The organism is Agrobacterium sp. (assembly GCF_032092815.1).
Classification (GTDB): domain Bacteria; phylum Pseudomonadota; class Alphaproteobacteria; order Rhizobiales; family Rhizobiaceae; genus Agrobacterium.
Map to the genome: position 1 here is coordinate 29,942 of NZ_DAMDBP010000014.1, position 9,563 is coordinate 39,504.

Genomic DNA, 9,563 nt, shown 5'->3' on the forward strand with positions numbered 1-9,563 from the left:
TCTCCGCGCGCTTCGCGATGAAGGCAAGGTGATGCTGGTATCGACCCACAATCTCGGCAGCGTGCCGGAGTTTTGTGATCGCACCATCCTGATCAAGGGTACGGTGCTGGCCTATGGGCCGACCGATGAAACCTTCACCAAGGACAATCTGGAAAAGACCTTTGGTGGCGTGCTGCGCCATTTCGTTCTCAATGGCTCGGATGGCGGAAAGCCATGGCCGGTCGGTGTGATGACGGATGATGAACGGCCGTTGGTTTTGCGCGACGGCCGTCCGGTTGCCGGGCAGAGCGTGACATCGGAAGGGGCGGATCATGATGAACGCCCTCGTTGAACCTTTCACCTATGATTACATGCTGAATGCCATGTGGGTGTCGGCACTGGTCGGCGGCGTCTGCGCCTTCCTGTCCTGTTATCTCATGTTGAAAGGCTGGTCGTTGATCGGCGATGCACTTTCGCATTCCATCGTGCCCGGCGTGGCCGGTGCTTATATGCTCGGCCTGCCATTTTCCATCGGCGCGTTTTTCTCCGGTGGTTTGGCGGCAGTGACCATGCTGTTTCTCAACCAGCGCACCAAACTCAAGGAAGACGCGATCATCGGCCTGATCTTTTCGTCCTTCTTTGGCCTTGGCCTGTTCATGATGTCGATCAACCCGACGGCCGTGAATATTCAGACGATTGTTCTGGGCAATATCCTCGCCATCCCGCCTGCCGATACGCTGCAACTTGCCATTATTGGGTTTGTGTCGCTGGCCATTCTGCTTCTCAAGTGGAAGGACCTGATGGTGACGTTTTTTGACGAAAACCACGCCCGTTCCATTGGTCTGCGCCCAACCTTTCTGAAGGCCGTGTTCTTCACGCTGCTCGCAGCATCCACCGTTGCCGCCATGCAGACCGTCGGCGCGTTCCTTGTTATCTGTATGGTGGTCACACCGGGAGCAACAGCCTATCTGCTGACAGACCGTTTCCCGCGCCTGCTCGGCATTGCCGTTGCCATTGGTTCTATCACCAGCTTCACCGGTGCCTATGCCAGCTATTTCCTGGATGGCGCGACCGGCGGCATCATCGTTGTATTGCAGACGCTGATCTTCCTCATCGCATTCTTTTTCGCACCCAAGCACGGGCTTCTCGCCTCGCGCAGAAGAGCCGCACGGGCGCAGGAGGTAGCGCTATGAACTTCTTCGAACCCTTCGAGTTTGACTTCATGGTCAATGCGCTGGTCATTGCAGCGCTGGTGGCCGTACCGACCGCTGTCCTGTCATGCTTCATGGTGCTGAAAGGCTGGTCGCTGATGGGCGATGCCATCAGCCATGCGGTGTTTCCCGGAGTCGTCATCGCCTACATCGTTGGCCTGCCATTTGCGGTTGGTGCATTCGTGGCCGGCATGGTCTGTGCGCTTGCCACCGGTTACCTCAAGGATAATAGCCGTATCAAACAGGATACGGTGATGGGCGTGGTGTTTTCCGGCATGTTCGGGCTGGGGCTGGTGCTTTACGTCAAGATCCAGTCGGACGTGCACCTCGACCATATCCTGTTTGGTGACATGCTGGGCGTGAGCTGGCAGGATATAGCCGAGACGGCACTGATTGCGCTGATCACCACCGGCATCATCGGCCTCAAATGGAAAGACTTCCTGCTGCATGCCTTTGATGCGGCCCAGGCAAAGGCCGTCGGCCTTCGTGTCAACCTGCTGCATTCCGGCCTGTTGTGCCTGATATCGCTGACCATTGTCGGCGCCTTGAAGGCGGTCGGTATTATTCTGGCCATTGCCATGCTGATTGCACCCGGCTCCATCGCCTTCCTGCTCACCCGCAAGTTCTCGACCATGCTGCTTCTGTCGGTGATCATTGCCCTGGTGGCATCGCTGCTTGGTGTTTATCTGTCATTCTTCATCGACAGTGCACCGGCGCCCACAATCGTGCTGTTGCTGTCGGCGATGTTTGTGGTCGCCTTCGTGCGGGCAAGCCTGCAGGCTTCAAAAGTCGAAGCCAATAACGGATAAAAAACGCCGCCGCATGGGGTCTATGGATCACGCGGCGGCGTTTCATCTCTGCCTTACATTTTGTTCGCAACCTTGATCGCGAAGGCATATTCAAAAGCGATTTCTTCCAGTCGCTGGAAGCGTCCGGATTTACCGCCATGGCCTGCCGCCATGTTGGTCTTCAACAGAATTGGCGCGTCGCCGGTCGTATATTCACGCAGCTTTGCCACCCACTTCGTTGGTTCCCAATAGGTCACACGCGGGTCGGTGAGGCCGGAAATCGCCAGCAGCGGCGGATAGGCCTTTGCACCGACATTGTCGTAGGGGCTATAGGCCGCAATCCAGTTATATTCCTCTTCAGAATCGATCGGGTTGCCCCATTCCGGCCATTCCGGCGGTGTCAGCGGCAGGGTGTCGTCCAGCATGGTTGTCAGCACGTCGACAAATGGAACGGCAGCAATGATACCGGCAAACTTTTCCGGTGCCATATTGGCAACGGCGCCCATCAGCATGCCACCGGCCGAACCGCCTTCGGCGATGATCTTGTCGTAGGAGGTGAAACCCTCCGTGACCAGATGGTCGGCTGCGGCGATGAAGTCCTTGAAGGTGTTCTGCTTGTGCTCCATCTTGCCGGTTTCATACCACTCGAAACCCTTATCCTTGCCGCCGCGAATATGGGCGATGGCGTAGACGAAACCACGATCTGCCAGCGACAGATTGTTGGTGCTGAACGAGGCCGGGATGCTGATGCCGTAGGCGCCATAGCCGTAAAGCAGGCAAGGGGCCGAGCCGTCCAGTTTGGTGTCCTTGTGGTAGAGCAGGGAAACCGGCACAAGCGCGCCGTCATGGGATGTCGCGATGACGCGGCGCGTGACGTAATAATCGATATTGTGGCCGGATGGCACTTCCTGTGTCTTCAACAACACGCGTTCGCGCGTCACCATATTATAATCGAATAACTGGCTTGGCGTGGTCATCGAGGAATAGGAGAAGCGGATGGTGTCTGTGTCATATTCGGCAGCACCCTGCAGGCCCAGCGAATAGGCTTCCTCTGCAAAGGCAATGGCATGTTCTTCACCGGTTGCACGGTCACGAATGACGATGCGCGGCAGGCCATCACGGCGCTCCAACCATAACAGGTGGCGGGCATGGGCAAGGTGCGACAGGATCAGGCGGCCCGGCTCATGTGGCACCAGCTCTTTCCAGTTTTCCTTGCCCGGTGCCGTCACCGGCGCTTCCATGATCTTGAAGTCCTTGGCGTCCCCGTCATTGGTCAGGATGTAGAAAACATCACCGCCCTCGGTCATGGAATATTCCACGCCTTCCTCACGCTCGGCCACCACAACAGGCTCGGCAGTCAGGTCGGAGGTGGACAGCAGACGGTATTCACTGGTTTCATGGTCGTGAATGTCGAGGAAAATCCAGTCATCCAGCAGGGATCCACCAACGCCCATGAAAAAACCGGGGTCCTTTTCTTCATAAACCAGACGGTCCGCTGACTGCGGCTGACCGATGATGTGGTGGAAAACCTTCGACGGGCGGTGGTTTTCGTCCTGCAAGGTATAGAAAAAGCTCTTGCCGTCGGGTGCCCATGCCCCGCCGCCACCGGTGTTTTCAATCACGTCGGCCAAATCTTCGCCGGTTGCGAGATTACGAACCCGCAGCGTGAAGTATTCAGAGCCCTTGTCGTCATAACCCCAGATGCCGTGGGAGTGGTCGGAGGAATTGTCGATGCCAGCAAGACGGAAATAATCCTTGCCTTCCGCTTCCTTGTCGCCGTCCAGCAGCACCTGCTTGTCGCCGCCGTCACGTGGGGTGCGGAAATAATGCGGCTGTTCGCCACCGGTCACAAATAACGTGCCATAGGCGTAAGGCCCGTCCTTCATCGGAACGGAGGAATCGTCCTGTTTGATGCGACCTTTCATTTCCTCAAACAACTTTTCCTGCAGCGGTTTGGTGTCGCTAAGGGCCGCCTCCATATAGGTGTTCTCGGCCTCCAGATGGGCGCGAATGGCCGGGTCGAGCAAGGTCGGGTCCTTGAACATGGCCTGCCAGTTGTCTGCCCGGAACCATGCATAGTCGTCGGTGCGGCTAATGCCGTGGCGCGTATCTGTTACCGGCTTTTTTTCTGCAACAGGAGCGGCGGGGAGGTTCTTGAATATCGACAAAACAAACTCGCTTTCATCGGAAATGAATGACAGCGCCTGCGGTCGTTTCGAGACCACCGCGCCAGTGTCAAAAGATGTAGAGAGGGGCGGGGGCAGGATCAAGGTTGAAATATCCACAACCTCTTTTGCCGGCTGGCAAGACCTACCCTGTTTCGGGCACAATTTGGGGATACACCCATAGGTACGTGGAAAAGAACTGTTGCAGTTTTTATTTTCCAGGGAATCGAAATCATCAGGTCAGGAAAAAATGCGCCATCTTCTCCCGGCAGTTCTTCTCGTTGTTATGTCTGCAGTGCCGTCTTTCGCGCTGGACAGTGCCATCAAGCGACAGTTGAACGCACTGGCTCCGGAAGAGCGCCTTGAGCAACGTTGCGATATTGAGGCGATGGAGCGGATCGCAGCCGAGCAGAAGGGTATGCGACCAGACAAGGTCATCGCCTATACATTCGGCGAGCCGCAAGTCACGGAAAACTCAATCAAGGCGGCAGGAGCCGTGTTCCGCAGCAGTGGCGAATGGTACAAGCTGAAATACAAATGCCGCACCAGCGAGCAGAACCTGACCATCCAGTCCTTCGACTACCGGGTTGGCGAAAAAGTCCCGCAATCGCAATGGGGCCAATATTACCTCTACAATTGAGTGGTCTGCAGGTTGACCGCGCCATAATTCAGGCGCTTATCCGGCGCATTCGCTTTCTGTGCCTCCCCGTCTGAATTGTTCCTGCCATGCGCCGTTCCGCTCTTTCTATCCTCGCCAGCCTCTGCCTCGTTGCGTTGTGGTCCAGTTCTGCACTGGCATCTTCCAAGCTGGTTGAGCCGACATTGAAAATGCGCCCGGTAGCAAGTGGTGTCACCCGCGTTGCCATCACGCTGGACGCCTGCATGGGCCGAACCGATTTTCGCATTCTCGATACGCTGGTCTCGGAACGTATCCCGGCCACCGTTTTTGTGACCGCACGCTGGATTCGCCGCAACCGCGATGCGCTGGCTATCATGCTTGCCAATCCAGATCTGTTTGAAATCGAAAACCACGGTCAGGACCATATCCCCGCTATCGACAGGCAGGTGTCGGTCTATGGCATTGCCGCTGCTGGCAGCTTGGAAAGTGTCATGCGTGAAGTCAATGGTGGTCGTGAGGCCATTATTGCAGCCACCGGCAAGGAGCCACGCTGGTTCCGTGGGGCAACGGCCAAATACACCAATTCTGCTATGGTCGGGATCAACGATATTGGCGAGCGTATTGCCGGATATTCGATAAATGGTGATGGAGGTTCACTGCTGGGCGCAGGTATTGCGCAAAAGCGGATTGCTGCAGCCAGGGACGGTGATGTGGTGATTGCCCATATCAATCAGCCAACCCATGAGGCCGGCGAGGGTGTTGCAAAAGGGTTGCTTGCCCTAAAGACGCGCGGCGTGACATTCGTGCGCCTTGATGATCCGGGTTTCGATCCGGAAACCAACTGATTGTCAGTCAGGCAGGTTCGGCACGACCTTCTGTGATGGGAACAGTTCCTGCGCAATCGTCATGCCGATCAGCGACAGGGGCAAAGCCAGCATCGCACCGGCCGCACCCCACATCCACGTCCAGAAAATAATCGCCACGAACACGATGAACGGATTGATCTCGAGGTTGCGACCAATCACAGCCGGAAAAAGCAGATTTTCCATCAGCAAGTGGATGGTGAAAAACACGAAGGCGGGCATTAGGCCAAGCAGCAACGTGTCGTGCGTCAACATGCCGGCAATCGTCAGTGAGATGGTCATCACAGTAATGCCGATAAACGGTATGAAGCTGGAGAGAAAGGCAAACAGCCCCCACAGCAATGGCATCGCCAAACCACCGAGATAGGCAATGAGGACCATGGTAACCCCAAGCCCGGCATAGATCAGACTGGCCGTAGCAAAATAGGTGCCAAGCACATGTTCCACTGACCCTATGGTCCGGATGGTGCGCAGACGCTGGTGGCGAGCTGGAAATGCCATGATGATACCTTTTCTCAGTCGCACACGGCTGTAAAGGAACATCAATAGGCCAGCGAAGAAAATCAACCCTTGTACAATCGCTGGTGTCAGGCTTGTGGTGACGATGGAAAGGATACCGGTGCTGCGATCCAGCAGTGATTCCATCGAAATTGTTCCGAAGCTGAAAGTCGCTGCAGAAATATTGAGCCACCTTACTCGCTCAAGATAGGGCAGGAAACGTTCTGCGGTTTGATTGAGGAGTTGCGGTCCCTCAGACGCAAGCATGGAAAGCGGATCGACCAGCGAGTTTATGACGAAGATAAACACCAGCGCCACAAAGCCCGATAGGATAAGCGCTACACCAAAACCTGGAATGCCGTAGTCAGCCAGCTTTTCGGCTGCCATGCCAAGGATCATGCCGACAACAATAGCCATGACAATTGGGATCAGCACGACGGACAGCAGGTGTACACAGGCAAGAAGCACGATGGTGAAAAGTCCGACGATCGACCACTTCGAAGCCACTTCCAGCGCTTCGCGGCCCAATGGTTGCTGGCTGCGCACATCATCGTTGGATGTGTTTTTGTTTGTATCTGACCGATGCAGTGCCGCCTCAATATTCGGCGTCACTGCGGCTTTTTCATCGATTTTTATGGTGCCGCTCATGATCTCACATCCCCATCCGGGACAGTAACGTTCAACAACAGTTACGGTTCCAGGAGGAGACGTGAGAACAGCAGATATTTTTAGGCGGCGAGCTTGAGGCCAATACCCCATGGGTCTTTCAGCACAACGCCATCGCTCTGCCGTTCGCTGGAAATACCCAACCGATCGAGAGCAGCAATGGCGCTGTCGAGCGCACCCTTTTCGTTGAAGCGCAGAGAATAACCGGCAAGACCGGTCATGTTGTCACGTCTTGCTAATGCGCCACGGCTGTTCCAGATATTGGCGGCCACATGATGGTGATAGGATCCTGTCGCAAAGAAACTGGCACCGGGATACCGCGCCATGATCTTCAGACCAAGCACATCCTGATAGAACTCGTCTGCCTGTGGAATATTGCCAACCTGCAAATGGATATGGCCAATGGCCGTGCCCACAGGGGCGCCTTCCCAGGGCGTTTTCGGTGCCGAATTATAAAGTTCCTGCAGGTTCAGGCGTAGCGTGCTCATCTCCACCGTGCCATCCTGCTGGTAATTCCACTCAAGTGGTGGGCGGTCGCGGTAGACCTCAATGCCGTTTCCTTCCGGATCGGACAGGTAGATCGCTTCACTGACCAGATGGTCGGAGGCGCCATCCAGCTGAATATTGTTATGCGCAATATGGGCCAGCCAATGCGCCAGGTCCTTGCGGCTTGGCAGCAGGAAGGCGGTGTGGAACAGGCCGGCGGCCGTGCGCGGTGCACGTTCGGAATTACTGGAGGTGGACAGTGTCAGCAGCGGCTGGCCTGCCACACCAAGCACGTCACCGCTGGGCAGTTTTTCAATGATGCTGAGACCAATGACCTTTTGATAATAGTCGGAAACGTGCGCCAGATCATTCACGACCAGATGTGCCTGTCCCACATAGGCGGGCCGTGTCAGTGCGAATTGCGAGGCTTCTGTCATGATGTCACGAACTCCATCTTTGCCATGCTGGCTTGCCAACAGGCGGATTTTCAGCACCTCCGCCGTTCCGGCGGCGCTTTTTGTTGCGTTGAATATGATTGCTCTGGAACGTTCAGGAAAGATCGACGTTTGATGATTGAGCGTGCACTATTTGTTGACAATGATCTCTTTCGCGCTTGACCTTAATCAAGGCGCCGCGCCGCAGATTTGAGAAACTGCATTTATCGGTTGCGGAACCGACTTATAATTCTCGCGGCGACTGGCTTTGCGCCGCGTCGGGGTTTGGGAACTGGGGCTGTGATCGGCTCAAATAGCCGCAGCCTTAACGTGGAAGGAGAAGCATATGTACAAGAAGATCGTTGTGCCTGTTGACATGAGTGCCATCGAAAAGGGTGAAAAGATCATCAGCAAGGCGTCGGGTTTGCTGGATGCCGGTGGCGAGATCATTTTGCTGAATGTGGTTGAGCAACTGCCAGGATACATTGCGATAGACCTTCCTGTTGACCTGATTGAAAACGCCATCAAGGACGGCAAGGCGAAGTTGGTGGAACTGAAAGAACGTTCCGGCATTCAGGCCAAGGTGGAGATCCGCAGTGGCCCTCCTGCGCGCGAAATCCTCGCTTGCGCTGAGGAACATAAGGCCGATCTCATCATCGTCGCATCGCATACACCCGATTTCACCAACTACTTCATCGGTGCGACGGCGGACCGTGTTGTGCGACACGCAAAATGCTCGGTGTTGATCGACCGTTAAGGTCGGCTTTGGTTTTGGCATGACATTCCGTGCGGGCATCGCTTCCGATGGTCGCACGGCTGTAAAAAAATGGAGGAAAAAGCTCATGGATACGTCTGGTTACGAAAAAATTCTGCGCGACAGGCAGCGGGAACTTTTCCGGCGGTTACGGAAAATTGAGGATGATTTTGAGCAGCCCAGCAACCCTGACGATGAAGACCGGGCGGTTGAACGCAACAATGACGAAGTGCTTGATGAGCTGGGGCAGGTGGGGCAGGAAGAATTGAAGGCGATTGACGCCGCTCTTGATCGCATCGCCAAGGGTACATTCGGCACTTGCGTGAAGTGCGGCAAGCCCATTTCTGCCGATCGTCTTGCCAGCGTGCCCTATACGCCGTTCTGCCAGGAATGCGCAGCTGAACTCTGATCATATCGGGGCCGAATAAGGTTGCAGCCATGTCCGCATGGACTTGCCACATGACAGGCTGCAACATAACCGAACGTAATGTGATCGTGCCTCTTTAAGACATGACTTGCCGTTGTAGCCAGTTGTCGGCATGCTCATCCCCTTGAATAGGCGGGAAGAGGCCAATGAGTGAGCTTTGGCGTTTAGGGCGCAAATACGACTTTCATGAAATCGTCGCTGACGGCATCGTTCATGGCGTCGGGATCGTGCTGGCCCTGATCGGCGCAACCGCTTTGATTTTTTATGCAACGGTTTGGAGTACTGTCAGCGGCATCGCCGCCGCGTGGATTTACGGGCTGGGATTGGTCCTGTGTCTCTCCATCTCCTTTACCTACAATATCTGGCCGCATTCGCGCACCAAATGGTATTTGCGGCGGCTCGATCATTCGGCGATTTTTCTGCTGATTGCCGCCACCTATACCCCGTTTTTGCAAGCGGGTGCGCATGAGCCGCTGATTGCGCTGATGCTGGCTTTCATCTGGGCGGCAGCGATTGGCGGCATTACGTTGAAATGTCTGTTCCCCGGCCGTTATGACCGGCTGGCCATCCTGCTTTATCTCGGTATGGGCTGGAGTGGCGTGCTGATTGCTGCTCCACTTTCGCAATATCTGTCACCGGTCACCATCTGGCTGATTGTGGCGGGCGGCGTCAT

10 protein-coding genes and 1 pseudogene are annotated in these 9,563 nt (G+C 55.6%); 8 read left to right on the forward strand and 3 right to left on the reverse strand.

Annotated features, from left to right (window positions below):
* The 3 genes and pseudogenes from RT613_RS10620 to RT613_RS10630 form a co-directional block, all read left to right on the forward strand.
* Positions 1-331 (forward strand): annotated as a pseudogene (locus RT613_RS10620) (manganese/iron ABC transporter ATP-binding protein); the annotation flags it as partial.
* Positions 315-1,172 carry an iron/manganese ABC transporter permease subunit SitC gene (gene sitC, locus RT613_RS10625; RefSeq protein ID WP_409558808.1) on the forward strand — a complete coding sequence of 286 codons (858 nt, stop codon included), beginning with the start codon at positions 315-317 and terminating at the stop codon, positions 1,170-1,172. The pseudogene RT613_RS10620 and the gene sitC, both read left to right, overlap by 17 nt.
* Complete coding sequence (locus tag RT613_RS10630) at positions 1,169-1,999, forward strand: metal ABC transporter permease (protein ID WP_313615185.1); 831 nt, start codon at positions 1,169-1,171, stop codon at positions 1,997-1,999. The genes sitC and RT613_RS10630 overlap by 4 nt, the downstream gene beginning before the upstream one ends.
* 53 nt (positions 2,000-2,052) lie before the next feature.
* Here RT613_RS10630 and RT613_RS10635 read toward each other — a convergent pair whose 3' ends face one another.
* Entirely contained in the window at positions 2,053-4,146 is a 2,094-nt protein-coding gene (locus RT613_RS10635) for a S9 family peptidase (RefSeq protein ID WP_313615314.1), read from the reverse strand.
* A gap of 247 nt (positions 4,147-4,393) precedes the next feature.
* Here RT613_RS10635 and RT613_RS10640 point away from each other — a divergent pair, with 247 nt between their 5' ends.
* Entirely contained in the window at positions 4,394-4,783 is a 390-nt protein-coding gene (locus tag RT613_RS10640) for a DUF930 domain-containing protein (protein ID WP_313615186.1), read from the forward strand.
* Between the two features lie 86 nt (positions 4,784-4,869).
* Positions 4,870-5,607: a polysaccharide deacetylase family protein gene (locus RT613_RS10645; RefSeq protein ID WP_313615188.1), complete on the forward strand. Its 738-nt coding sequence runs from the start codon at positions 4,870-4,872 to the stop codon at positions 5,605-5,607.
* A gap of 3 nt (positions 5,608-5,610) precedes the next feature.
* Here the strand turns inward: RT613_RS10645 and RT613_RS10650 are convergent, their stop codons facing one another.
* The gene (locus tag RT613_RS10650; protein ID WP_313615190.1) at positions 5,611-6,771 is read right to left on the reverse strand and encodes an AI-2E family transporter; all 1,161 of its coding nucleotides are present in this window, start codon (positions 6,769-6,771) and stop codon (positions 5,611-5,613) included.
* An 80-nt stretch (positions 6,772-6,851) separates the two neighbouring features.
* Positions 6,852-7,712, reverse strand: coding sequence for a VOC family protein (locus RT613_RS10655; RefSeq protein ID WP_313615315.1), 861 nt, complete (start codon positions 7,710-7,712; stop codon positions 6,852-6,854).
* Positions 7,713-8,055: 343 nt separating this feature from the next.
* Here RT613_RS10655 and RT613_RS10660 point away from each other — a divergent pair, with 343 nt between their 5' ends.
* From RT613_RS10660 to trhA, 3 genes are all read left to right on the forward strand, one after another.
* The gene (locus RT613_RS10660) at positions 8,056-8,466 is read left to right on the forward strand and encodes a universal stress protein (protein WP_313615191.1); all 411 of its coding nucleotides are present in this window, start codon (positions 8,056-8,058) and stop codon (positions 8,464-8,466) included.
* Between the two features lie 85 nt (positions 8,467-8,551).
* Positions 8,552-8,872 (forward strand): TraR/DksA family transcriptional regulator, encoded by a 321-nt coding sequence (locus tag RT613_RS10665; protein WP_313615193.1) that lies wholly within the window; start codon positions 8,552-8,554, stop codon positions 8,870-8,872.
* A 164-nt stretch (positions 8,873-9,036) separates the two neighbouring features.
* On the forward strand, positions 9,037-9,563 hold a 527-nt coding region (gene trhA, locus RT613_RS10670; RefSeq protein WP_313615195.1), incomplete at its 3' end, for a PAQR family membrane homeostasis protein TrhA.